Raw genomic sequence first — 24,600 nt, forward strand, 5'->3', positions numbered from 1 at the left:
GAAGGAAGGGTTGGACATGAATAAAAAAATTAGTTACACACTTGAATTCGATAAAATCAAACAGGCACTTGTTCGTTACACTTCTTCTGAGTTAGGAAGAGAGCAAGCGGAAGGAATAGCTCCTTCGACGTCCATCGAGGAAGTTGAAAAATGGCAGGAAGAAACGGAGGATGGTGCAAAAATCTTGCGTTTACGTGGTGGAATGCCGATTCCTAAACTGCAAAACATTCGCCCACATTTGAAACGCTTAGAAATCGGAGCCATGCTAAATGGCCTTGAGATTGCTCAAATCGGTAAAATTTTAAAAACGACGTCAGAAGTAACACGCTTTTTTGACGACTTGAAAGATGCTGAAATCGAGTTGCATCAATTATATGAACTAGTAGCAAAACTTGTCACACTGCCAACATTAAGCCAATTAATACGTGAAACAGTGGATGAAGACGGTCGCGTTTTAGATGACGCAAGTCAAGCGTTAAAAGGCATTCGTAACGGAATGAAGCGAGCAGAGAGCAACATTCGTGAAAAATTAGATGGCATGGTACGTGGCAAAAGTGCTCAGTATTTAAGTGATGCGATTGTAACTATGCGAAATGATCGTTACGTGATTCCAGTAAAACAAGAGTACCGAGGTCATTTTGGTGGGGTTGTCCACGATCAAAGTTCAACAGGTCAAACCTTATTTATCGAACCACAAAGTGTCGTTGACTTAAACAATCGCTTAAGACAACTACAAATAGAAGAGCGTCAAGAAATTGACCGTATTTTAGCTGAAATTTCAAATGAAATCGAACCATTTGGCAATGAAATTTTAAACAATACCTATTTATTAGGAAAATTAGATTTCATCGGTGCAAAAGCCAGTTATGCAAAAGCCATTAAAGGAACGAGACCTTTGATTAGCGAAACAAATGAAATCAAATTTCACCAAGCAAGACATCCTTTATTGGATGAAAAAATAGCAGTAGCAAATGACATTACTATTGGTGGTGATTACCAAGCTGTTGTGATTACGGGACCAAATACGGGTGGGAAAACCATTACATTAAAAACACTCGGTTTGTTGCAATTAATGGGACAATCGGGCTTACAATTGCCAGTAGCAGAAGAAAGTCAGATGGGAATCTTCAATGAGATTTTTGCCGATATTGGCGATGAACAATCGATTGAACAAAGTTTAAGTACCTTCTCTTCTCACATGACTAATATTGTGTCTATTTTAGATCAAATTGATGAAAAAAGCTTAATCTTATTTGATGAATTAGGAGCTGGAACCGATCCTCAAGAAGGAGCCGCTTTAGCGATTGCGATTTTAGATAAAGTAGGAGAAATTGGTAGTTTTGTGATGGCAACAACTCACTATCCTGAATTAAAAGCCTATGGCTATAATCGACCTAAAACCATCAATGCAAGTATGGAATTTGATGTTGAAACTTTGAGTCCAACGTATCGTTTACTAATTGGCGTACCTGGGCGTAGTAATGCTTTCGAGATTTCGAAACGTTTAGGATTAGATGAAACCGTGATTCAAGCAGCTAGCAGTTTGATTGATGGAGAAAGTCAAAACCTAAATGAAATGATTGCAGATTTGGAAAATCGTCGTAAAATGACGGAAACAGAGTATCTTGAAGTGCGTCATTATGTCAATGAAGCTGAACAGCTGCATCTTGATTTGCAAACTGCAATCACGCAGTTTTATGAAGAACGAGAAGGTTTAATGAAGAAAGCTCGTGAAAAAGCCAATCAAGTAGTCGAAACAGCAGAAGAAGAAGCTAGCCAAATTGTTAAAGATTTGCGCAAAATGCAGTTAACAGGTCAATTTGAAGGTGGCATTAAAGAACATGAACTAATTGACGCTAAAACAAGATTATCTAAACTACATCACGAAGAAGCACTAGCTAAAAATAAAGTCTTGAAAAAAGCGAAAGAACAAAAGACTTTCAAAAAAGGCGATGAAGTGATGGTTCATTCTTATGGTCAACGAGGCATTTTAATGGAAAAAGTAGACAACAATCAATGGCTTGTTCAAATTGGTATTTTAAAAATGAAGATTAAAGAATCAGATTTAAGCCGAGTCCAAGCTGAAAAGGAAACAGCACGCAAAATGGTAGCAACTGTCCGCTCAGAAAGCAACAGCCACGTTTCAACACAATTGGATTTACGAGGTGAGCGTTATGAATCAGCTTTAAAAGAGTTGGACCAGTATTTAGACGCTGCATTATTAGCAGGTTATCCACAAGTCACTATCGTTCACGGGAAAGGAACTGGCGCTCTTAGACAAGGGGTAACCCAAGCTCTAAAAAATCATCGTTCCATTAAAAAGTTTGAAACAGCTCCCGCCAATCAAGGTGGAAATGGCGCTACGATTGTCGAATTTAAGTAGCGAGCATTATTTTAGAAAAAAAGGAAAAAGTTTGTTATAATAAGTTTAGAAATTAAACTTACAATTTATAAGTAACAGGAGGAAATAAATATGGTATTAGCAGTTACAGATCAAACATTTGAAAATGAAACAAAAGAAGGGTTAGTAATCACTGATTTTTGGGCAACGTGGTGCGGACCTTGTCGTATGCAATCACCTGTATTAGATCTTTTAGAAGAAGAAAAAGGCGAACAAGTGAAAATCGTAAAAATGGATGTGGATCAAAATCCAGAAGTACCCGCTTCATTTGGTATTATGAGCATCCCAACATTACTTGTTAAAAAAGATGGCGAAGTGGTTGAAAAATTAGTTGGCTATCACGCAAAAGAACAACTAGAAGAAATCATTAAAAAATACGCTTAAGTTACAATCAGATTGCATTGCCTAATTTACTAGGCAATGCCTCTTTTTTTTGTCAATTGCAACTTCGATTAAAATGGATTAAACTAGATAACAAGTAAACACATTTCAATTATTAAAAGGGAGGCCAAGGCATGAAAGCCGTTTATATTCCAGTTGATAACACCGAGATTTATTGTAGAATTTCAGGTGAAGGAAAACCTCTTATTTTACTACATGGCAATGGAGAAGACAGTAGTATTTTCGAAGACCAAATAGAAGCATTTAGTCAGAAATACCAAGTGATTGCCATTGATACAAGAGGACATGGACGTTCAGAGCATGGCCAATACCCCCTTAGCTTTACACGATTAGCCTTAGATATTGTGGAAGTAATGGATTATTTCAATGTTCGTAAGGCGGCTATTGTTGGGTTTAGTGATGGTGGCAATATCGCGTTATATGTAGCCTTAAAATATCCTGAATATGTTCAATCGTTAATTATCGTAGGGGCAAACTTAGAAACGGATGGTATGAAAAAACTTCCTGTTTTTCAAGTAAAGTTAGCTTATAAAATGACTAAACTGTTAGGAAATGTGAGTCGCTATTTTAATCAACGTAAACAAATCATTGATTTAATGTTAAAACAACTCCAACTAACACCAGAGCAATTACAAACGATTCAAGCACCTGTGTTAGTTGTGGCGGGAGACAATGATATGATTGAAGAAGAGCATACCAAATTGATTGCCGCTTCCTTACCTAACAGTCAATTAAAAATTATTCCAGATGCAGATCATTTTCTAATTATGAAAAAACCAGATCTATTTAATCGGTTAGTATTTTCATTTTTAGAAGATGTTTATCCCTAAATAAAAGGAGGTTTTACTCATCCAATGAATGAACATATCGAGCATAAATTAGCTCTTTTGCCAGACCAACCTGGCTGTTACCTAATGAAGGATAAAAACGGCACCATTATTTATGTTGGAAAGGCAAAAGTATTGAAAAACCGTGTTCGTTCTTATTTTAGAGGAAGTCACGACACAAAAACAGAACGTTTAGTCAGCGAAATTGTTGATTTTGAATATATCGTAACGGGCTCCAATATTGAAGCTTTGTTATTAGAAATAAATTTGATTAAAAAAAATGATCCTAAATATAATATCATGTTAAAAGATGATAAGACTTATCCATTCATTAAAATTACCAATGAAAAATACCCGCGTTTATTGATTACGAGAAAAGTATTAAAGGATAAGGCGATTTATTTTGGACCTTATCCAGATGTTAAAGCAGCCAATGAAACCAAGAAACTATTAGATAAACTTTACCCACTAAGAAAATGTAAAATGTTGCCAAATCGAGTGTGCCTCTATTATCATCTAGGACAATGTTTGGGTTGTTGTGTGAAAGACATTCCCAAAGAAACCTACACTGAGATGGTAGAAGAAATTAAACGATTCTTAAACGGCGGCTACGAAGATGTAAAAAATGAGTTGACAGAAAAAATGGAAACAGCAAGCTTAAACATGGAGTTTGAAAAAGCCGCTGAATTTCGAGATCAAATCAATTCAATTGAAACCACCTTGATTCGTCAAAAAATGACAAGTGCCGATTTTATCGACCGCGATGTGTTTGGATATGCGGTAGATAAAGGCTGGATGTGTGTCCAAGTCTTTTTTGTTCGTCAAGGAAAATTAATTGAACGGGATGTTTCTTTGTTTCCTTTCTATAATGAAGAAGAAGCTGATTTTCTAACCTTTATCGGTCAGTTTTATCAAAAAAATCAACACTTTATACCAAAAGAAATTTTGATTCCTAAAAATATTGATCGTGAAAGTGTAGCAGCACTAGTAGATGCTAAAATACTTCAACCACAAAAAGGGCAAAAAAAAGAATTAGTCGTACTAGCGAACAAAAATGCTAGTGTATCGCTTCAAGAAAAATTCTCATTGATTGAGAAAAAAGAAGAGCGTACATTAGGGGCAGTTAAAAATTTAGGGGACGCAATGAATATTCCGGCTCCAATTCGTATCGAAGCTTTTGACAATTCGAATATTATGGGAGTGGATCCCGTTTCAGCAATGGTCGTGTTTATTGACGGGAAACCTGCTAAGAATGAGTACCGAAAATACAAAATTAAAACTGTTGTGGGACCAGATGATTATGCGTCAATGCGAGAAGTCATTTATCGACGCTATTCACGGGTTTTAAAGGATGAGCTACCATTGCCTGATTTAGTCTTGATAGATGGCGGAAAAGGGCAGGTAGACGCTGCTAAGGAAGTATTAGAGAACCAGTTAGGCTTGGAAATTCCAATCGCAGGATTAGCTAAAGATAACAAGCATCGAACGAGTGAACTGTTATTTGGTCCAAAACTAGGTGTCATTCCATTAAAACGAAACAGTCAGGAATTCTTCTTACTGCAACGAATTCAAGATGAAGTCCATCGTTTCGCGATTACCTTCCATCGTCAATTGCGAAATAAAAACAGTTTTGCCTCTAAATTAGATGGCATCGATGGCTTAGGTCCAACCCGTAAAAAGAATTTATTGAAATCTTTTAAGTCTGTCAAAAATATCCAAGAAGCCTCAATGGAAGAGTTAAAAGCTGTGGGACTTCCTAAAAACGTAGCTGAAAATGTAATGAAGCATTTCAGTGCACTAGAATAACCGATTAAACCAAAGAAGAAATTTCAAAAATTTCTTTCTTTGGTTTTTTTTTGAAATAAAGGATAAAACACGCTATAATAGGAAAAGTTGACTATTTAGGACAATCGACGGAGCAGAAATTCATTCTCAAGGCGGATGTTAGAAGCAGAGATATTCGGTAAACTAAAAATTGTAGTATTAAATGATAAAATTGTAATTTATCAGTCAATTCTAGCGAAGTGACAAAAGTGTTAGGTGTTTTAACAAAACTTACATATATTTGTATGTTTTTTTATAGCAATAAATGATAGAATTATGACAATGTGTAATCTGACTGTAATATTCAGTGAAGATGAAACAAGGCAAGGAGGTATTTCAAATGAAAGAAGCCATTCATAAATTAAAAGAAAATGATATTGTGGTATTTTGTGCAAAAACCGTATTCTATTTAGCCATTTTATTGATTTTGGTTTACTTATACGATTACACCAATACAGACAGTGGCAATTTTATTTATAATGAATTTTAACAAGAAAGGAGCGAGTTGCATAGTTTAGATATGTAACGAAATCAAATGACAGAAACGATTATAGAACGACTAAAAAAAATGACAGAACGCAATCCAGATGCAATTTGTTATGATGATGGAACACAACAGTATTCTTTTGAATTATTGATGCAACAATCAGATAAAGTTGCAAGTTATTTAAACCAACAAACAGCATTGACAAAAAAAGCGCCAATTCTTGTTTTTGGTGGACTGCAGTTCGAGATGCTGATTACTTTTTTAGGATGTATGAAAGCCGGACATGCTTATATTCCAGTTGATGGACATACTCCCTCAGAGCGTTTAGAACAAATTATTTCGATTGCAAAGCCAGCAATGGTGATTTCAATCGAAGATTTACCGATTGCCCTTGAAACGAAGCAATTGAAAATAGATAAGACAACATTTTTTGATGTGTTGGATGCTGACAAAGTGTTACCCTTACCGCTATCAGAAGCTGTTCAAGGAGATGAAAATGTCTACATTATTTTTACATCTGGAACAACAGGCGTTCCCAAAGGCGTTCAAATCAGCCATGATAACCTAATTAGTTTTAGTGAGTGGATGGCTAATGACTTCCCACTTGGAATGAACAAGCGCTTTTTAGCGCAAGCACCATTTTCATTTGACTTATCCGTAATGGATTTGTACCCATCGTTGTTATCTGGTGGTACATTAGTTTCTTTAACAAAAGAAGTGACAACAAATTTCAAGCTTTTGTTTGAAAAATTGCCGACTCTAGACTTAAATGTATGGGTATCAACGCCTTCATTTATGGATATTTGTCTAATGGAACCCCATTTTGATGCAGAGCATTATCCATCGTTAGAAACCTTCCTGTTTTGTGGCGAAGAGTTAACGAACCGAACAGCAACATTATTAAATGACCGTTTTCCAAAGGCAGCAGTTTTTAACACCTATGGTCCGACCGAAGCAACGGTTGCGATTACAGAGGTTTTGATTACGCCAGACGTTACAAAAGAATACCCACGTTTGCCAATTGGTCGCGTGAAGTCGGATACAGAAGTAATCTTAGTTGATGAAGAGTTAAATCAAGTGGCAAGTGGCATGCCTGGAGAAATGGTGATTACAGGACCAAGCGTCTCTAAAGGTTACCTTAATAATCCTGAAAAAACAGCGGAAGCTTTCTATCAAATTGACGGCGTGCAAGCGTATCGAACAGGCGATATTGGAAAATATGAAGGCGATCAATTATTCTATCAAGGACGAATTGATTTTCAAGTGAAACTTCATGGCTATCGAATTGAATTGGAAGATATTGATCATAATATCGAACAAGTATCTTACGTAAAAGCAGCAACCGTTGTTCCAAAAATAAAAGATCACAAAGTTCAAAGTTTAGTGGCTTTCGTTGTGGCGAGAGAGCATGATTTTGAAAAAAACTATCAATTGACTAATGCAATCAAAAAAGAGTTGCAGCCGTTGATTATGGACTATATGATGCCTCAAAAATGGAATTACGTCGAGCAGTTGCCGCTAACTCAAAATGGCAAAGTGGATCGAAAAGGATTAATGAATGAGGTGAATTCATGAGTTTACCCTATGAGGCACCCAAATATTTTGTGATGTTAACCGTTTTATTTTTACCTATTATTATTGGATTGTTAAATGGCAAGCGATTTTTGATTTATCAAAACCTCGTAACATTAGGCTTGCTGTACGTGACGTTTGGTGGTAGCAACTGGAAGCAAGGTATTTCAATTATTGTATATGTTATTTGGCAAGTCCTTCTAGTTTACCTTTACCATCGTTATCGAATGCAAAAAAATGAAACGAATGTCTTTGTTGGCGCAGTGATTTTAGCCATTGCTCCACTAGCAATCGTAAAAATTTTCCCATTCGTTACTGGACACACCTCGATTATTGGCTTTTTAGGGATTTCATATTTAACCTTTAAGGCCGTTCAAATGGTTATGGAAATTCGAGATGGCATCATTAAGGAATACAATCCATTAATGTTCCTCCAGTTCCTTTTATTTTTCCCAACGATTTCTTCCGGTCCAATTGATCGTTACCGTCGTTTTGAAAAGGATTTTGTGACACCTCCTGATAAGGAAAAATATGCAACGCTTATTGGAAAAGGCATTATGATGATTTTCTTAGGCTGTTTGTATAAATTTATTATTGCTCACTATATTGGGCAATTTGCAGTTCCATTTACGGAACAGATGGCTTTGCATACAAAAGGCTTTTCAATGAGCTTATTGTTGTATATGTATAGTTACAGTTTTTATTTGTTTTTCGATTTTGCAGGGTACAGCTTATTCGCAGTTGGAACCAGCTATTTATTAGGAATTGAAACACCGATTAACTTTAACAAGCCGTTTATCAGCCAAAATTTAAAAGATTTTTGGAATAGATGGCATATGTCGTTATCTTTTTGGTTTAGAGATTATGTCTTTATGAGAATGGTCTTTATGCTAATGAAGAAAAAAGTCTTTAAGAGTCGCGTAACGGTTTCTAATGTGGGCTACTTAACCTTATTCTTATTAATGGGTGTGTGGCACGGTTTAACGTGGTACTACATTGCTTATGGATTGTTTCACGGTGTTGCGATGTGTATCAATGAGGCGTGGCTTCGTTTTAAAAAGAAACACAAAAAACAACTGCCAAGTAATTTTGCAACGAAAGGGTTAGCCATTTTTATTACGTTTAACGTTGTCTGCTTTAGCTTCCTGATATTCTCAGGGATTTTTGATAAAATGATTCACTAAAAATTGAAAAGAGGGTTTTATTATGAATACAAAAGAAGAAGTATTAGATTTATTAGAAGAATTAACTGGAACAGATGAAGTAAAAGAAAATTTAGATATGAACTTATTTGATGAAGGGGTTTTAGATTCATTAGGAACTGTACAATTATTGATTGAAGTAGAAGCTAGATTTGGTGTTTCTGTACCTGTTTCTGAATTTGACCGCGCAGAGTGGGCAACGCCTAACTTAATTAGCCAAAAAATTGAGTCTTTAATGTAATGAAACGCAAGTTAATTATGGCGATAGGCCCATTAGTAGTAGCAGTGGTCATGTTACTAGGAGTTTTATTTGCGCCATTTAATATTTTACCTGTTGGAAAAAGACAAGTAGCTGATTCTGCTACAGCAATCAGTACCAATATTATGAAGGGGGAAAAAGTGTATCAAACAGCAATGAATGAGCCACAAATGGTACCTTTCTTTGGGTCTTCTGAATTGTCACGTTTTGATCCGTTTCACCCTTCTGTGTTAGCTGAAAAATACCAAAGAAACTACACTCCTTATCTGATTGGAAATGCCGGTTCTCAATCACTAACACACTTTTTAGCAATGGAGGGAATGGGAGAAAGCTTAAAAAATAAAAAAGCAGTCTTTATTATTTCCCCACAATGGTTTGTCAAAAAAGGCGCGCCAGGAATGATGTTTGATTCGCACTTTTCACCATTGCAAACCTTCGAGTTTATTAAAGCAAATGATAAAGACACACCAGAACGTCGCTACGCAGCATCGCGCTTACTAACTTATAAATCCGTTAAATCCGATATCAAAATGGTTTCAGCTTTACGCTCGGTAGAAAAAGGCGAAGCCTTGACACGGAAACAACGTGTTTATATTAAAATGAAATTGCGTATTTTAGAGCGAGAAGATGATCTATTTGGTGCTTTCATTACAAATAAAAATAAACAAAAAGTTGAAAAATCAGTTAAACGTCTACCGGATGTTTATAATTTTGAAAAGCTAGATAAATTAGCCTATCAAATTGGCGAAAAAGGAAGCAATAATAATCCTTTTGAGATTAAAAATGGCTTCTATCAAACAAGAATTCAACCGATTCAAGGGGATTTAAAAAACTCACAAACTCATTTTGACTATGAATGCTCTCCGGAATATTCAGATTTTCAATTAGTATTAGCTAAAATGAAAGAAAACAATATGGACGTTCGCTTTGTAGTAACACCTGTCAATCATAAGTGGATGGAATTTACAGGGTTATCTCCAGAAATGATGGAGCAATTTTCTAAAAAAATCAATTATCAATTAAAAAGCCAAGGTTTTAAAGTCGTTGATTTTTCACAAGATGGCTCTGAAAGTTACTTTATGCAAGATACGATTCATATTGGTTGGCGTGGTTGGTTGGCTCTTGATAAGCAATTAAAACCATTTTTAGAGTCAAAAACAAAGGAATCCAATGTAATTAAATTAAATAATTATTTTCTAACAAAAGAGTGGCAAGATAAAAAGGCTGCTGATATGGGAGAATAATGAGTAAGTGGCGAATTTTTCGTCACTTTTTTTGTACGTTATTTTATCCATAAAACTTATGTAATTCTAAAGATATATGATAAACTAATAACTATAAATAAAAAAGTTAACAGTTAAATACAGGGTATATGAATTGGAGGAGTAAAGATGCTAGAAGTACGAAATTTAAAAAAGACATTCGGTTCATTAACCGCGGTAAATGACTTATCTTTTACAATCAACGATGGTGAAATTCTAGGTATGATTGGACAAAATGGCGCTGGTAAAACAACAACGTTTCGTTTGATTCTACAATTTTTAACAGCAGATACAGGGGAAATATTGTGGAATGGCAAACCGTTAAAAAAGGTAGATTATGATATGATTGGCTATTTACCAGAAGAAAGAGGGTTGTATCCAAATATTTCTATCGAAGAACAAATTTATTATTTTGCACGATTACGAGGAAAGTCTAAAAAAGAAATTAGACCTCAAATTGATTATTGGATGGAAAAATTTCAAGTGAAAGGTAAAAAAACAGATAAGGTCAAATCACTATCAAAAGGAAATCAGCAAAAAGTTCAATTGATTTGTACCTTAATTCATAAACCAAAACTTGTAATTTTAGATGAACCTTTTAGTGGTTTAGATCCAGTCAATGCTGATTTATTACAACAGGGAATTATAGAATTAAAAGAGCAGGGGAGTTGTGTCATTTTTTCAAGCCACCAAATGGAAAACGTTGCTGAAATTTGTGATAGTTTAATTATGCTGCGTAATGGAGAGACGGTTTTACATGGAAAAGTCAATGAAATTAGAGAAACATTTGGTCGGACAAAATTATTTTTAGAAAGCCATTTAACAACTGCTGAATTGGAGAATCTTCCTGGCGTGCTGAACGTTGCTTATTCAACAGAGGGCGTTGCAGTTATTCATTTAAGTGACGCACATTATGGCAAGGAAATTTTTGATATTGTGACTAAAAATGGCTACATTCCAACCTTTAGTCAACAAGCTCCGACTTTAGAAGAAATTTTCAAATTGAAAGCGGGTGGCAATGATGAAAATAAATAAATTTTGGATTATCGTTTGGGAAGTTTATAAAAAAAATGTCAGATCGGTAGCCTTTATTATGATGGTTCTTTCCCCAATTTTAATAGCGGCAGCAGCAGGTGGAATTGGATATATTGTCAATAAAACCGCAACAACTCCAGAAATTGCCATTATTTCTGAAAATAAACAATTTGTTGAAGCCCTAAGCTCCTCAAAAGACGAGTACAAAATTAATAAAAAAATTACGACTGAAAAGGCTGCTAAAGATGCGTTGAAAAAAGAAGATTTAACTGGCTATCTTGTTATTGAAGAAAAAAATAATAAAATAACTGGTAATTATATTCAAAGTACAACAAGTGACAATGTGGATACAACGATGATTACTCAGATTTTGACAGCAATTCAAACGAATCAAGTAGCCGGTAAATTAGGGTTAAGCCAGAAAGACGTTGCAGCACTAGTTACGCCTGCAGATGTTAAAACGACAACGTTAAAATTTGAAGGAAATAAAGAAGAAACCAATGAAGAAACAGATGCTATGATTAAACGCTGGAGCGCTTATATTGTCGCATTTGCCATTTATATGTTTACTTTATACTACTCAAGTATTATTGCCCAAGAAATTGCTTCAGAAAAAGGCACACGAATTATGGAGATTATTTTATCAAGTGTTTCTGCAACGCAACATTTCTTTGGAAAATTAGTCGGCATTTTATTTGTTTGTTTCACTCAAATTTTTAGCTATGCTATTTTAGGTCTAATAGCTTATCAAATTGGGAAATCTTTTGATTTTGTGGAAGAAGCTTTAAAAGGAATCGATTTGTTTAGCCTATTAAAAGATTTAATTGGGAATGCGATTATCTTCTTTATTTTTGGAATTATGATTTATACGATTTTAGCTGCGTTACTAGGTTCCTTAGTCTCAAAAGTAGAAGATGTTGGTAAAGCAATTACACCATTAACGTTATTGACGCTAGTTGGATTTTTTGGAGGAATGTATGGGTTTGCCACACCTAATGAACCATTAGTTAAAATCGGTTCATTTATTCCATTTTTCACACCGTTTATGATGCCATTTAGAATCGCCAGTGATACAGTTAGCAGTAATAGCGTTATCATATCAATCATTGTGATGGCAGTTTTCACAATTATTTGTACGTATGTATCATTAACCATGTATCGTTCAAATGTCTTGATTTATTCTGATGCAAGTTTAATGAAATCACTTAAACGTTCGTGGGTTATTATGCGAAATGAAAAAAATAAGATTTAAACCCGAAATCCTTACTGAAAAGTAAGGATTTTTTTATTAATTAAAATCGCCATTGTATTTAGAAGCTTTTGCCATTAAGATAATAGTATAAAATAAACTGCTTTAAACTCAAAAGACAGCAAGTAGAGAGGACTGGCAGTAACAAAGGAAGTAAATAGCATGGCACTTAATTTTATTAAATCACAATTTATCGAAGTTATTGAATGGTCAGATACCACGAAGGAAACACTAGCATATAAGTTTCCAATTCAGCAAAAAGAAATAAAAATGGGAGCCCAATTGACGGTTTCTCCAACTCAAATTGCTCTTTTTATCAATGAAGGAAGAGTGGCTGATGTTTTTACTCCAGGTAGATACGAACTTCAAACACAAAATTTACCGATTTTAACAAAATTAAAATCTTGGCAATATGGATTTAATTCTCCATTTAAAGCTGAAGTATACTTTATTGATACAAAAAGAATGTTGGATCAACGTTGGGGAACTAAACAACCAATTAATCTAAGAGATGAAGATTTTAGATTTATTGCTGTTCGCAGTAATGGAACTTTTTCATATCACATCAGTGATCCAATCGTTTTCTTAAAAGAAGTCGTTGGAAGCGGTGAAGAAGTAACCGCGACCTCTTTAATTGACCATTTACGTTCACAGATACTAGCTAGCTTTAGTGATTGTCTAGGAGAAGCAAAGCTATCTTATATGGATTTAATGGCTTTTACAGATGATCTTGGTAGAATATGTGAAATGAAGCTACAAGAAAAATTTATTGCATTAGGCATTGAATTAGACAGTTTTGATATCCAAAGCTTTAATTTACCACCTGAAGTTCAAGAAGCTATCAATAAGAGAAGTACAATGGGAATTATGGGCGATGCAGTTGGCACCTACACACAACTTCAAGCGGCTGATGCAATGACTGAAATGGCAAAAAATCCTAATGGTGGCGTCGCTGGAATGGCGGCCCAAATGACGAATGGTGTCGTTTTGGGAAATGCAATGAGTCAATCGATTGCAACCAATATGGCAAAATCAGCACCTCAACAAGTAGTTGAACCAACCGTTCCAGAAATAAAATCTGAGACAACAACACCTAAATCAGCAACCAAATGTATGAATTGTCAGCATGAAAATCCAGCGAATGCCAAATTCTGTATTGAATGTGGTTCAAGTATACAAGTCGTTACCCCAAAATGTATCAATTGCCAAGTTGAAATTACCCCGCAAACTAAATTTTGTCCAGAATGTGGTCAAAAGCAATCTTAAAAAGCTGAGGTGTTTACCATTAACGAAGAAGAATTAAGTGAAAAAAAAGCACAACATGTAAAATGCAGCCAGTGCGATGGAGCAGTTGAGTTTGATCCTGCGAAAAATAAAATGGTTTGCTTATATTGTGGAAGTGAATACGATGTTGTTTCCAATAACGCCCCTATTACAACAACTAAATTAGCAGATGAATTAGTAGGAAAGAAAGAAGTCGTTAAAGGCTTATCCACAATGATTCATTGTAATGATTGTGGAGCCGAAATTTTAACGGATGCGACGCAAGTTATCAATGTCTGTACATTTTGTAATTCTCGTTTAATTGTGGAAAATAAGGAATATGAAATGATCCTGCCAGACGCTTTGATTCCTTTTAAAGTATCTAAAACTGAAGTAGAAGCGAATTTCAAACAATGGATTAAGAAAAAGCGATTCGCTCCAAATAAATTAAGAAGTGCAAAGCAAGCGAGTCAAATTCAAGGGGTTTATTTACCCTATTGGGCATTTGATACTAAAGTTGATGTTGAGTATCACGGCATGCGTGGGGATTATTACAACACTAAAGAAACCTACTGGCAAAATGGCACTACTAAACAAAGAGATAAGCGCAAAGTAAGCTGGAAAAAAGCTAGAGGAAATCTGACAAAAGAATTTAAAAATATTTTGATTCCAGCAAGTGGCAAAGAAGGTAGTAATTTTATTAAAAAACTAGAACCTTTTCAATTTAAAGAACTCGTTCCTTATCAAAATGATTATTTAGCTGGACTTTCTGCAGAACGTTATCAAATTGATTTGTCCGATTCATGGAAAGCAGCTCAAGGAAAAGTAATTCCAGCTATCAAAGCTAGTATTGAAACGGATATTGGTGGAGATACAACCAAAGAAATCGAGTATCAAACGAGCTATACTCACCCTCAATTTAAACACTTATTATTGCCGATTTGGATCAATAGCTATTCTTATAAAGGCAAAACTTATCATTATTTTGTGAATGGTCAGAGTGGAAAAGTTGTGGGAGCGGCTCCAAAAAGTCCTTTAAAAATTACGTTATTAGCAATTGCGATTTTAGTCTTAATTATTTTGATTTAATTTAAAAAGGAAGACCAAAGAATTTCTTTGATCTTCCTTTTTTAGTTTTGTTTCATCATCTTTTTAAGCTCCGTTAGTGCACGGTACGAAACTTCGCATTTTTGGCCATTTATCATGTAAACAAAGCGATTTTTAACATCAACTTCTTTAACATTAGTCAAATTAATTAAATAAGATTGGTGACAACGGAAAAAATTGTGTTTTAATAACTCCGTTTCAACATCTTTAAGAGAACCATAAAATTCTGCCTGTTTGGTTAATGAATGCATTTTAATTTTATGAACTTTTGAAGAAACTTCGAAAAATAAAATATTTTTGTATTTTTCAGTAATAATACGAGTACCATCCTTAATACTAAATTGTGACTGTTCATTACTTGAAGGATTACGTGAAATAATAGTGGTTAAACATTCAAGCAAACGACGTTCAAGATTATCTGTATCCTGTTTTACGATATAATCCAATGCTTCAATTTTGTATTTGAAAGTATGTTGAAATTTCTCTGTATCAGAAGTAATAAAAATAATAAAACCACGAGGATCTAGCTCTCGAATTTTTTGAGCAAGTTCCAAACCATTCATCACATTGCTTCCTAAATCAATATCTAGAAAATAAACACCAGGTTCTTTAGATGATTTAACAATGTTTAGTAAAGTTGTAGGGTTACTCGTTGTTAATTTTATTGAAAAATCTAATTGATTTTCTTCAATCACATTAGCGGCATGAGCGGTAATTTGTTTTGCAATCGCTGGATTATCCTCACAAATAAAAAGTTCAGTCATAAGTTGATTCCTCCATAATATTTAATTGCTGAATAAAATAATGATTTTCAATTGCGGTGTCTAAATGGATCACATCGGACTTATCCATCATTTCTGATAAATTCCAAAGTCCTAAACCACGGTCAGAGCCTTTCGTCGAAAAGCCATGTTCAAATAGTTGATAAATAGGAACAAGCAAATCTTCAATTTGATTTTCAATTGTAATCAAGACGCGGTCTTCATATGTGATAAAGGAAAGACGAATTCTACCATTTTCAATAGATTCAGTTGCTTCAATGGCATTATCTAACAAAATCCCAATGGCCGTGCATAAATCTAAAATATCCATATTAATACGGGTCACAGGAGTGGGGACCTCGCAACTGATGTCCATGCCTTTTTCTTGAGCAAGCAATAATTTTGTTGCGACTAAGCCTTTTAATTCAGGAATTTCAATTCGATAAAGATCCGCAAGCTTAATTAGATTAGTAGTAATCGATTGACTGATAGGTACGATATGCTCAGTAAAATAACGTTCTAATCCAGCGATATCCTTCGTTTCGATATACCCAACCATCCCAGTATACATATTTAAATAATCATGGCGAAATTTGCGATATTCTTGATAGTTTTCTTCGAGCTTATTGCTATAAATTCTAAGCTGATCCAACTCTAATTTTCTTTTTTGGACTTCTGTTTCACGGGTTAGAGCGATATAAAGAAAAATAAAAGCAATTAGAATGATGCTTCCAAAAGCTAAGAACATCAAGTTGGTTATTTGAATAATTTCATGGTCAAACTGATAGAGTTTTTCTAAAGTTGTTGAGGTAATAAAAAAGATAATGGTAAGTGTAAGAAACACTACAGCAATAACAATAAAAGTTCTATTAGAAACAAAGGTCCATAATTTTTGAGTAGACTTCAATGTTTTTTTGACAATTAAGAAAAGACAATAAGTAATAAGATAATAGGTTAATAAAAATAAAGAAATGGACATCCTTGAAGAGAAGGATTCATAATTTGCTGTATCTTTATAAATAGGCATCATGATAAATCCGGTTAAGTATTGCGCTGCATAAGTGATTATAAAGGTTAGCAGTACAATAATAATGGTGTTTATTAATTCTCGATTGACAAAATAAACAAGACTTATAATTGTTAGAATTGAGAAGGGTAACAATAAACTTTCATTGATATGATAAAGTATGCCAAATTCGACTAAATTAAAAAGAATATAAATAAGTGTAATAAATTTTAAAGAAGCTTTCTTTTCCAAAAATTGATAGGCTAAGAAAAAAAGACTGATATTTTCTAAAGATCCATAAATTAAGAGTTCCATTTTTTCTCCATTCATAAAAAATAATTATAAAGCCATTTTAACAGAAACGGCTTTATAATTAAATTGGTTTAAGCTTCTTTTTGTAATTTTTGTAGTTCTTTTAATTTAGGAGAAACGGGCTCATATTGAACAACAAAACAAGTTCTTGCTGAAGCGCTAGTTCCAAGATGTAAGAATAATTTTTTGAAAATACTATTCATAAAGTTCATAGTTATTGTACCTCCTTTTTAAAATTTTATAAGTTACAGGTAGAATTAATAGTGCTTGATAAAATCCACCTAGTAAAATCAATGTTTTGATAGTTGCAGGTACAAATGCAACCATGATTAAAAGAATAATGCAACAAATGGTTGATTTTATTCTTAATTTTTTTCTTTTTTCACCATCAACTAGTGGATTATTTTCAGTATCAGCAGGTGAGTATAGTAAAATACTAAAGAAAATAAAGAAAGAAATAAGAAAAATCAAAGGAGTTGGCAATATAAGCTCTTTAAAAAAATAGGGAATAATATTAAAAAGAGCGATGCTAGTAATGGTACAGACAAAACTACTGAGAGAATGCAATCCAAAAGAATATCTTCTAAGCAACATATAAGATAGATGCACAATTAATGTTGGGATTAATTGTTTTGTAAGATAAGCAATACCATAAATAATGGTTAATTTAGATAGATTAATAAGTAAAATCTCTAGCCCATATTGAATATAATCGTAATTTTTTTCAGATGATGTTATTCCCATTTTATTTAATAAAAACTCAGAGAATTTAGGTATAGTCATTTTGTTGCCTCCTTAACTATGAATATAACATGATTCTTTTTTTAAAAGAATCGAAAATATCGTAAGCGTTAATAAAATAGTCATATTCGTTTTTTGTTGATTGTTATTTAAAAAAAATATTAAATTTTACTCGCCTTCTGTTAAAGTTTTTCTTTATTAAAAAAATCATTTGATTTTTTTATCTTGTTATTTTAGAAATAAAAAAATATCTGAATTATTAATAAAATAACCCAGACACTCTTTGTTTTATTTTTTATTTTTCTTTTGATGCCTAGAAGAGCGAGAGGGTAATGTATCAAAGATCGTTTCTTCCTCTAATTCTGAAGAAATTTGCTCATTCACATCTGTAAATTCTTGAGAAAGTTTATCAAATTCTGATAAAGCTTCTTCAGCACTCATCTGATGAAATTTTTCAACCTCTTCTTGAGAAACAACGGAAGCTGATGGAATAAGGACTTCTTCTTCAACAATTGTTTCTTCCTCTATTCTTTCTAAAGGAAGGTCATCTGTGATGGCTGTTTCTGGTAACTCCAATTGAACATCATTAATAGGTTCTACTTCAGGAACCAATTCTTCTGCAAATAAGTCGCTATCAATCTCTTCATCAAAAGTTTCATTTAGTTCAGTCGCTTCATTTTGCTCCATGCTTATGGATTCAACAGCTAACGTTGGGCTCTCTTCTTTTTCTTCAGTCATAACAAAAGTTTCAAGAGGAGTTTCAATTGAAACCGTGTCTTTTGCATCCCATTGAAGGGTAATGGTGACTTCTTTTGCTTTGAGAGAAACTTCTGATACTGCTTCAGCATAAAGTGTTTCTTGTAATTGAATCTGTTCTGCTAAAAATCCTGTTTCTAAACTGAAGCTAGGTTTTGCATGCTCAATTCGAGTGTTAACGATGTCGCCTGTTAACGTATAAATCCGTTGATGTTTTTTTTCTTTTGCTAATGTGAGTGAACCAAAGCCAGCCTTTTTGAAAAATAAGACAATAGCTGAAAAATCTTCTAAAGGATATTGTCTTGCCAGTTCTTTTCCTGCCCAATATAAAATATCTTCCGTGTCTTTTCCTAAAAGATTTGGCAATAGACCATCACGTATCAGTTCATAACCAAACATGGAAACTGAACCATTTAAGTTTTCTAAATCCAATGATGTTGCTTGTTCTTCGTTTTTCATTTGCGTCACCTCATTATAGTCTTCTCGTTCATTATAACGTGAAAAGTGTTTGAAGCCCATCTTTTTTCACTTTACTTAATAAAAATGATAGAAATCCTCAAGTTTCCATTAAAAGATGCAGCTATCCCTTGAATTTTCCGTGAAAAAAAGCGAAAATAGAAAGTATCAACGATACTAAATGTAAAATGAGGTTTTTGAACTATGACAAAACAAGCGATTGGCTTTATTGATTCAGGAGTTGGCGGATTGACGGTTGTCAAAGAGGCCATGCGTCAGTTACCAAATGAATCTATTTATTATGTTGGAGATACGGCTCGTTGTCCATATGGTCCTAGACTGGAAGAACAAGTCCGCCAATTTACTTGGGAAATGACTCATTTTCTATTAGATAAAGATATTAAAATGCTTGTAATTGCGTGCAATACAGCAACTGCAGCAGCTTTAGAAGACATCAAAAAAAAATTAGCCATTCCTGTCATTGGGGTGATTTTACCAGGAAGTCGAGCAGCAATTAAAGCAACAACTAATAATCATATCGGTGTGATTGGAACAGCTGGAACTGTAAAAAGCGATATGTATAAAAAAATGATTCAATCTAAAGATAAAAAAGCAACAGTTAATAGTTTAGCTTGTCCCAAATTTGTTCCGATTGTTGAAAGCAACGAATACAACAGTGCAATTGCCAAAAAAGTTGTAGCTGAAACGTTGAAGCCAATGCAAAATAAAGGTGTAGATACGTTGATTCTTGGTTGTACTCATTATCCTTTATTGCGTCCGATTATTCAAAATGTAATGGGAAAACAGGTTACATTAATCGACTCTGGAGCAGAAACAGTTAGTGAAGTTAGCACAATTTTAGATTATTTTGATATAGCAGTCGATAGTAAAAATAAAGAAAAATCAGAACGCTGTTTTTATACAACTGGCTCAACACAGATGTTTCAAGAAATTGCTTCTGGATGGTTAGGCCTTGAAGAAATGAATGTGGAGCAAATCAAACTTGGTAGTCATTAAGAAATAAAAAGAATAGAGGCAAACAACATGCGAGTAGATGGAAGAAGTTTTGATGAAAGTCGGAAAGTAACAATTGAGACCAATTATTTAAAACACCCAGAGGGATCTGTTTTGATTTCTGTTGGGGATACAAAAGTAATTTGTAATGCTTCATTAGAATCCCGCGTACCGCCTTTTATGCGTGGCGAAGGCCGCGGTTGGGTAACGGCCGAATATAGCATGTTACCAAGAGCGACAAATACCCGCAATATTCGTGAAGCAGCAAAAGGAAAACTAACTGGCCGAACAATGGAAATTCAACGTTTGATTGGACGCGCATTGCGTTCAGTAATTGATTTAGACTTATTAGGTGAGCGCTCAATCGTCGTTGATTGTGATGTAATTCAAGCAGACGGTGGAACGAGAACAGCAAGCATTACAGGGGCTTTCGTGGCGCTAAGCCTTGCGATTAACAAATTAATTAAAAGTGGCGAACTGACAACCAATCCAATCAAAGAAAATATTGCAGCAATCAGTGTAGGTATTTTAACAAACGGGCAAGCCGTTTTAGATTTAAACTATCTTGAAGATAGTTCTGCAGCGGTGGATATGAATTTAGTTATGACAACGGGTGGAAAGTTTGTTGAAATCCAAGGTACTGGTGAAGAAGCGACTTTTTCAACAGATGAATTAACCTCAATGCTAGCCTTAGGTGATTTAGGTATCAAAGAATTGATTCGTCTTCAAAATGAAGCGATTGAAAATAGTTTAACGGAAGCAATCGTTTATCCAGCATTGCCTAAGAACCAATTATTGATTGCAACTCGCAATAAGGGAAAAGCTAAAGAGTTTGAAGCCTTATTTGCTAAAAAAGGTTGGTCAATTAAAACCTTACTAGACTTTCCAGAAATTCCAGATGTTGATGAAACTGGAACAACCTTTGAAGAAAATGCGTTATTAAAGGCAGAAACGATTGCACAAACGTTGAACATGGTTGTTTTAGCAGATGACTCAGGTTTGAAAGTAGATGCTTTAGGTGGGCAACCAGGTGTGTATTCAGCCAGATTTGCTGGTGAAGCTAAGAGTGACGCTGCCAATAATGCTAAATTGCTTCATGAGTTAACAGATGTACCAGACGCAGAGCGTACGGCACAATTCCATTGTACACTAGCTTTAGCAATGCCAGATAAAGAAAGTTTGGTTGTAAGTGGCGAAGTAGACGGCGTTATTTTGACCATTCCACGTGGCGACAATGGGTTTGGTTATGATCCTTTATTCTATGTCCCTCGTTTGGAAAAAACAATGGCGGAATTATCAGGAGAAGAAAAAAATCAAAACAGTCATCGTAGTCAAGCTTTAATGCAATTAGAAAAAGTTTGGGACGGTTGGGTCAATCAATAAAAATTCGAGGAGTGAGCACATGTTAGTCTTAGTTGTTAGTGATAATCATGGCGATCGTGAAGTATTAGTGGATTTGATTGAAAAGTATCAAGGAAAAGTAGACGGGATGTTTCATTGTGGGGATTCCGAATTAGAAGCGACAGATTCTGTGTGGAATGATTTTTATGTTGTCCGTGGCAATTGCGATTACGACGATGCTTTTCCAACGACCGTTGTAGCAGATATCAAAAAAGAGAAAATTTTTATGACTCATGGACATTTGCATGAAGTGAAATTTACGATGAATACTTTATTATTGGCAGCTAAAGAGGTGGGTGCTGGTTTTGCCTTCTTTGGACATACCCATGAACTAGGAGTAGAATTAGTCGATGATGTGTTGTTGCTTAATCCAGGGAGCATTCGTTTGCCAAGAGGAAAGTATCCAATTAAAACATACGCAATCGTTGAAACGACATCAGAAAAAATAACAGTTAAGTACTATGATGAAACCCATCAATTGGTATCTGAATTAACAAGTGAATTTAAAAGATAGAAGCTAAAAGCTAAAAGCAGAGAATATATTCTCTGCTTTTTTTATTTAAAAATAACAAGATAAGTGAAAAAATTTCCCTTTCAGACAGAATTCGCTATAATAAAAGAGTTGGAGTTCCTAAAAGTTAACGAGAGAAGAGTCGTTAGATAGAACGCTTTCTTAAGGAAGTATTAAAGTTAAAATACTAACAAGAAAGACTACTTTTTTTCACATTTATAACGTAAAATAAGAAGTAAGTTAAGGACTTTTAAGGAGGATATTTAAATAATGATAGGGAAAGAAATAGGAGAAATGCTCCTTGAAAATCAAGAAAATTTTTTAATTCCAGCAGAAATGGTAGCCCATGTTCAAGTAAATAATCATTTAGACCATGCACTATTAGTTTTAACAAAAGTAGGCTACTCTGTTATTCCTGTTTTAGATCATGAATATAAAATAAAAGGGTTAATTTCAATGCCAATGATTATAGATGCTATTATGGGGCTTGAAAAATTCGATTACGATAAATTAAGTGATACATGTGTGCATGAAGTGATGCAGACTGATTTTGCAACGATAAATAATCCGTATGATCTAGAAGAAGTTTTACATTTACTAGTAAATCATGCATTTATCTGTGTGGCAAGCGAAGATGGAAGCTTTACAGGGATCGTAACAAGAAGTGAAATTCTCAAAGGAACCAATCGAATTGCTCATGAATTTGAAAATGAATTTGATGTGATAAAAAAAGAAAACATGAAGAAAAGTCATTAGAAATCAATTTTTAACAGAAAAGGTTTCATTTTCCGTTAAAAATTTGCTATGCTAGTCATAACGATAAAAGATTTATAGAGGAGAGATATCATGGATGCAAATGAAATCATTGCTTTTATAGCAAATAGTGAGAAAAAAACACCTGTAAAGGTTTATATTAAAGGGTCTTTAAAAGAATTAACCTTCCCAGATACAATTCAAAATTTTACCAATTGTAAAACTGGCGTACTTTTTGGCGATTGGAAAGATGTAGAACCTTTTTTAAAAGAAAACCAAGCGTTAATTACCGATCAAGTAGTTGAAAATGATCGTCGCAATTCAGCTGTTCCATTAGTAGACATGAAAGGCTTGAATGCAAGAATTGAACCAGGTGCGATTATTCGAGATCAAGTTGAGATTGGAAATCAAGCAGTTATTATGATGGGCGCTTTAATCAATATTGGTGCCGTTATTGGAGATAATACAATGATCGATATGGGTGCTGTTCTTGGTGGACGTGCAACTGTTGGAAAAAATTGTCATATCGGAGCAGGGACGGTTTTAGCAGGTGTAGTTGAACCAGCTAGTGCTCAACCAGTAGTTATTGAAGACGATGTATTAATCGGTGCTAACGCAGTTGTCCTTGAAGGGATTCGTGTTGGCAAAGGTGCTGTTGTTGCAGCGGGAGCAATTGTTGTTAATGACGTTGCACCGTATACCGTTGTTGCCGGCGTTCCAGCTAAAAAAATTAAAGATATCGATGAAAAAACAAAAAGTAAAACAAGTTTAATTGACGAATTGCGCAAACTATAAAAATAAAAGGCTATCTCTCGTGAGATAGCTTTTTATACTATTTACTTAAAGGAGAAAGAATGATGAGCGAATTAAATCCTTTTATAAAAATAAGAAGAGACTTGCATCAAATCCCAGAAATTGGCTTACTAGAATTTAAAACGCATGCTTACTTGATGGACTATATTACAGCACTCCCACAAGAGTATCTTGAAATCATTGAATGGGAAACAGCTATTATAGTGAGAGTTCGTGGCAAAGTTGGAGCTAAAACGATTGGCTGGCGAACAGATATAGATGGTTTACCCGTTAGTGAAGAGACAGGATTGCCTTTTAAATCTATTCATCCGAACCAAATGCACGCCTGTGGACATGATGTTCATATGTCGATTGCATTAGGTTTACTGACATACTTTAGCGAACATCAAGGACAGAATCATTTAGTCTTTCTATTTCAACCAGCAGAAGAAAATGCAAGCGGAGGGAAACTTCTTTATGATGCGGGTGTCTTAGATGCATGGATGCCAGATGAATTTTATGCATTGCACGTTCAACCTAATTTAAAAGTTGGGCAGATTGGGACAAAAGTTGGAACGTTATTTGCTGGAACATGTACTATTCAAGCGAAGTTTAGCGGGAAAAGTGGACATGCGGCATATCCTCATGAAGCCAATGATATGATTGTTGCTGCTAGTCAATTTGTGAATCAAATCCAAACCATCATTAGTCGAAATGTAGACCCAATTGAAGGTGCGGTTATTACTTTAGGTACGTTTCATGCTGGAACAACAGGAAATATTATCAGTGGAGAGGCTTCTTTGACGGGGACAATTCGAACGCTTACCCCTGAGATGAGTCGCTTAATGCAAGAACGTGTTAGACAAGTAGCTCATGGAATTGAACAATCCTATCAATGTCAAGTCGAGTTGATTTTAGAGCAAGGGGGCTATTATCCGGTTGTAAATACGGAAAAAGAGACAACTGCATTGATTGATTTTATGAAAGACCACTCAAAAGTTGATTTTATTTCTTCACCAACAGCGATGACAGGGGAAGATTTTGGTTATTTGTTAGATAAAACTCCAGGAGCGATGTTTTGGTTGGGTGTAGATAGTCCCTATGGCCTGCATCATTCGATGATGAGTCCCAAAGAAGAGGCAATTCCACTTGCTATTGAAGTTCTTGAAGCCTTTTTAACAATGAAAATAAATTAAATAATGAATGA

General features: G+C 34.5%; 24 protein-coding genes. 19 read left to right on the forward strand and 5 right to left on the reverse strand.

From position 1 onward, the window contains the following. The first annotated feature begins 16 nt into the window (after positions 1-16). The 13 genes from BR52_RS02215 (at position 17) to BR52_RS02275 (ending at position 14,872) form a co-directional block, all read left to right on the forward strand. Complete coding sequence (locus BR52_RS02215; protein WP_034568725.1) at positions 17-2,383, forward strand: endonuclease MutS2; 2,367 nt, start codon at positions 17-19, stop codon at positions 2,381-2,383. A gap of 90 nt (positions 2,384-2,473) precedes the next feature. Continuing rightward, positions 2,474-2,785, forward strand: a complete 312-nt coding sequence (trxA, locus tag BR52_RS02220; protein ID WP_034568726.1) for a thioredoxin — start codon at positions 2,474-2,476, stop codon at positions 2,783-2,785. 131 nt (positions 2,786-2,916) lie between these two features. After that, on the forward strand, positions 2,917-3,633 hold the full coding sequence (locus BR52_RS02225; RefSeq protein WP_034568728.1) for an alpha/beta fold hydrolase: 717 nt from the start codon (positions 2,917-2,919) through the stop codon (positions 3,631-3,633). 24 nt (positions 3,634-3,657) lie between these two features. After that, on the forward strand, positions 3,658-5,436 hold the full coding sequence (uvrC, locus tag BR52_RS02230; protein WP_034568730.1) for an excinuclease ABC subunit UvrC: 1,779 nt from the start codon (positions 3,658-3,660) through the stop codon (positions 5,434-5,436). A 358-nt stretch (positions 5,437-5,794) separates the two neighbouring features. Continuing rightward, the gene (locus BR52_RS02235; RefSeq protein ID WP_034568733.1) at positions 5,795-5,944 is read left to right on the forward strand and encodes a teichoic acid D-Ala incorporation-associated protein DltX; all 150 of its coding nucleotides are present in this window, start codon (positions 5,795-5,797) and stop codon (positions 5,942-5,944) included. A gap of 45 nt (positions 5,945-5,989) precedes the next feature. Further along, the gene (gene dltA / locus BR52_RS02240) at positions 5,990-7,516 is read left to right on the forward strand and encodes a D-alanine--poly(phosphoribitol) ligase subunit DltA (protein WP_034568735.1); all 1,527 of its coding nucleotides are present in this window, start codon (positions 5,990-5,992) and stop codon (positions 7,514-7,516) included. Beyond that, entirely contained in the window at positions 7,513-8,697 is a 1,185-nt protein-coding gene (gene dltB, locus BR52_RS02245; protein WP_034568737.1) for a D-alanyl-lipoteichoic acid biosynthesis protein DltB, read from the forward strand. The genes dltA and dltB overlap by 4 nt, the downstream gene beginning before the upstream one ends. Positions 8,698-8,719: 22 nt before the next feature. Beyond that, entirely contained in the window at positions 8,720-8,956 is a 237-nt protein-coding gene (dltC, locus tag BR52_RS02250; RefSeq protein ID WP_034568740.1) for a D-alanine--poly(phosphoribitol) ligase subunit DltC, read from the forward strand. Next, positions 8,956-10,218 (forward strand): D-alanyl-lipoteichoic acid biosynthesis protein DltD, encoded by a 1,263-nt coding sequence (gene dltD, locus BR52_RS02255; RefSeq protein WP_034568743.1) that lies wholly within the window; start codon positions 8,956-8,958, stop codon positions 10,216-10,218. The genes dltC and dltD overlap by 1 nt, the downstream gene beginning before the upstream one ends. Positions 10,219-10,365: 147 nt before the next feature. After that, positions 10,366-11,271, forward strand: a complete 906-nt coding sequence (locus BR52_RS02260) for an ABC transporter ATP-binding protein (protein ID WP_034568745.1) — start codon at positions 10,366-10,368, stop codon at positions 11,269-11,271. Then, positions 11,258-12,523: an ABC transporter permease gene (locus BR52_RS02265; protein ID WP_236707208.1), complete on the forward strand. Its 1,266-nt coding sequence runs from the start codon at positions 11,258-11,260 to the stop codon at positions 12,521-12,523. Before BR52_RS02260 ends, BR52_RS02265 begins: the two co-directional genes overlap by 14 nt. Before the next feature lie 159 nt (positions 12,524-12,682). Next, entirely contained in the window at positions 12,683-13,786 is a 1,104-nt protein-coding gene (locus BR52_RS02270; RefSeq protein ID WP_034568747.1) for an SPFH domain-containing protein, read from the forward strand. A gap of 9 nt (positions 13,787-13,795) precedes the next feature. Further along, positions 13,796-14,872, forward strand: coding sequence for a hypothetical protein (locus BR52_RS02275; protein WP_034568750.1), 1,077 nt, complete (start codon positions 13,796-13,798; stop codon positions 14,870-14,872). A gap of 41 nt (positions 14,873-14,913) precedes the next feature. On the opposite strand, the gene BR52_RS02280 is transcribed toward BR52_RS02275, so the two are convergent. The 5 genes from BR52_RS02280 to BR52_RS12675 form a co-directional block, all read right to left on the reverse strand. Beyond that, a complete protein-coding gene (locus tag BR52_RS02280; RefSeq protein ID WP_034568752.1) occupies positions 14,914-15,654 on the reverse strand; it encodes a LytR/AlgR family response regulator transcription factor in 741 nt (246 codons plus the stop codon). Continuing rightward, positions 15,647-16,972 carry a sensor histidine kinase gene (locus BR52_RS02285; protein ID WP_034568754.1) on the reverse strand — a complete coding sequence of 442 codons (1,326 nt, stop codon included), beginning with the start codon at positions 16,970-16,972 and terminating at the stop codon, positions 15,647-15,649. The genes BR52_RS02280 and BR52_RS02285 overlap by 8 nt, the downstream gene beginning before the upstream one ends. 68 nt (positions 16,973-17,040) lie before the next feature. Beyond that, positions 17,041-17,181 carry a hypothetical protein gene (locus tag BR52_RS12835; RefSeq protein WP_156099051.1) on the reverse strand — a complete coding sequence of 47 codons (141 nt, stop codon included), beginning with the start codon at positions 17,179-17,181 and terminating at the stop codon, positions 17,041-17,043. After that, entirely contained in the window at positions 17,165-17,752 is a 588-nt protein-coding gene (locus BR52_RS02290) for an accessory gene regulator B family protein (protein WP_034568756.1), read from the reverse strand. The genes BR52_RS12835 and BR52_RS02290 overlap by 17 nt, the downstream gene beginning before the upstream one ends. Positions 17,753-17,998: 246 nt before the next feature. Continuing rightward, positions 17,999-18,925: a YslB family protein gene (locus tag BR52_RS12675; RefSeq protein ID WP_115588677.1), complete on the reverse strand. Its 927-nt coding sequence runs from the start codon at positions 18,923-18,925 to the stop codon at positions 17,999-18,001. A gap of 201 nt (positions 18,926-19,126) precedes the next feature. On the opposite strand from BR52_RS12675, the gene racE reads away from it, so the two are divergent. From racE to BR52_RS02325, 6 genes are all read left to right on the forward strand, one after another. Then, the gene (gene racE, locus BR52_RS02300; RefSeq protein WP_034568758.1) at positions 19,127-19,939 is read left to right on the forward strand and encodes a glutamate racemase; all 813 of its coding nucleotides are present in this window, start codon (positions 19,127-19,129) and stop codon (positions 19,937-19,939) included. A 27-nt stretch (positions 19,940-19,966) separates the two neighbouring features. Continuing rightward, on the forward strand, positions 19,967-21,319 hold the full coding sequence (gene rph, locus BR52_RS02305) for a ribonuclease PH (protein ID WP_034568760.1): 1,353 nt from the start codon (positions 19,967-19,969) through the stop codon (positions 21,317-21,319). A gap of 19 nt (positions 21,320-21,338) precedes the next feature. Further along, positions 21,339-21,851 (forward strand): metallophosphoesterase, encoded by a 513-nt coding sequence (locus tag BR52_RS02310; RefSeq protein WP_034568762.1) that lies wholly within the window; start codon positions 21,339-21,341, stop codon positions 21,849-21,851. 267 nt (positions 21,852-22,118) lie between these two features. Next, the gene (cbpB, locus tag BR52_RS02315; protein WP_034568763.1) at positions 22,119-22,604 is read left to right on the forward strand and encodes a cyclic-di-AMP-binding protein CbpB; all 486 of its coding nucleotides are present in this window, start codon (positions 22,119-22,121) and stop codon (positions 22,602-22,604) included. A gap of 90 nt (positions 22,605-22,694) precedes the next feature. Continuing rightward, positions 22,695-23,396 (forward strand): 2,3,4,5-tetrahydropyridine-2,6-dicarboxylate N-acetyltransferase, encoded by a 702-nt coding sequence (dapD, locus tag BR52_RS02320; protein ID WP_034568766.1) that lies wholly within the window; start codon positions 22,695-22,697, stop codon positions 23,394-23,396. A 59-nt stretch (positions 23,397-23,455) separates the two neighbouring features. Further along, a complete protein-coding gene (locus BR52_RS02325; RefSeq protein WP_034568768.1) occupies positions 23,456-24,589 on the forward strand; it encodes an N-acetyldiaminopimelate deacetylase in 1,134 nt (377 codons plus the stop codon). The last annotated feature ends 11 nt before the right edge of the window (positions 24,590-24,600 follow it).

Origin of the sequence: Carnobacterium divergens DSM 20623 (assembly GCF_000744255.1) — a bacterium.
Lineage (GTDB): Bacteria > Bacillota > Bacilli > Lactobacillales > Carnobacteriaceae > Carnobacterium > Carnobacterium divergens.